Genomic DNA, 1380 nt, shown 5'->3' on the forward strand with positions numbered 1-1380 from the left:
GGGCGCCGCGTTCCGCAACCCGCGGGACTACGTCGACCCGGTTGTGTGGGACCGCGAGATCCAGCTGCTCGTGCGCGACTACCCGTTCGACGAGGCGATGGCCACCCGCTTGTTCCGCGCGGCGGTGTCCTACCTCGTCGCCGCGATGGAGAAGTGGGGCCAGGGACTGGAGATGTGCTGCGGGCGGATCGTGGACATCGCCGTGCACGTCTTCATCCTGGACACCCGCAGCTACCGGGAGTTCTGCCACCGGCACTTCGACGGCCGGTTCCTGGAGCACATCCCGGAGATCGCGTTCAAGTACGACGGCTCCGTCGAGCGGACCGCGCACATCATCGCCCACAACGGGTTCGAGGTGGACTGGAAGCTGTGGGAGGCCGACTACGCCAAGTGCGGCCCCTGCACGCCCGGCTCCAACTGCCACTGCCCCCCTGAGCACGACCGGCCCGTAACCGGGGTCGGTGAGCGCCCGGAGGCGCCCCGCGCACCCTCGGGCACTCTTTTGCTCCCATTTATGCCGGTTCCAGGCTTTCGCTCATGTCCCATCGGTCACCCGGTTACGGGCTCGGGTCAGGTTGATAGGGCCCCCACCCCTCGCTATGGGTGCGGACAGACCTGCTCGCCCAACTTCCCCACCCACCACCTGCACGCGACTCGCGGACAGGCCCATAAGGGCTCGCTCGTGCTGCCGTCCGGATGATGAGGTGGCACGGTGACCAATCATGATGAGGCGGCGACTGTCCGACCGTTGACACTGGCCTGGGTGAGCCGACACCTGAAGGCCGACGAGCGGATCGTCGGAGCCGAGGCGCTGCACGGCGGCGCCACAGCCGACATGCGGAGGCTGACGATTGGCACGCGGGACGGACGCACCTGGCACCTGGTGCTGCGCTCCTTCGTCGACCTGACCCGGCAGGGGCCGGCCGAGGACCTCCTGCACAGGGAGGCCGACGCCCTGACCACGCTCACCGGCACCGGCGTGCCGGCTCCCGGACTCGTCGCCGTCGATTCGACCGCCGCGCACTGCGAGTACCCCTCGCTCCTGATGACCCACCTGCCGGGCCGGACGGTCCTCGACGACGAGGGGCTGGAGACGCGCCTGCCCCTGCTGGCCCGTCAACTTGTGGCGGTCCACGCGGTGCGGCCGGCCGTCCGGCCCCGGGAGTACGTGGCGCTTACGACCGCCGACACGGTCGTGACTCCCGAGGGCGCCGACGCCGCGGTCTGGGCCGCCGCGATCGACGTGATCCGCAGGCCCGCGCCGCGCTACGAAGGGCGGTTCCTGCACCGGGACTTCCAGCCCGGCAACGTGCTGTTTGACCTGCCGCCCGAGGACCCGGCCGGTGCCGCCTGTGCCCGGATCACCGGCGTCGTCGACTG

At 70.4% G+C, this 1380-nt stretch carries 2 protein-coding genes; both read left to right on the forward strand.

Annotated features, from left to right (window positions below; all coding sequences use genetic code 11):
• A partial coding sequence (locus ACZ4MF_RS49005) for a glycine-rich domain-containing protein (RefSeq protein ID WP_467500950.1) occupies window positions 1-700 on the forward strand: 700 nt, incomplete at its 5' end.
• Window positions 701-712: 12 nt separating this feature from the next.
• A partial coding sequence (locus tag ACZ4MF_RS49010) for a phosphotransferase family protein (RefSeq protein WP_467500951.1) occupies window positions 713-1380 on the forward strand: 668 nt, incomplete at its 3' end.

It is taken from the genome of Streptomyces sp. NPDC025793, from assembly GCF_055558375.1.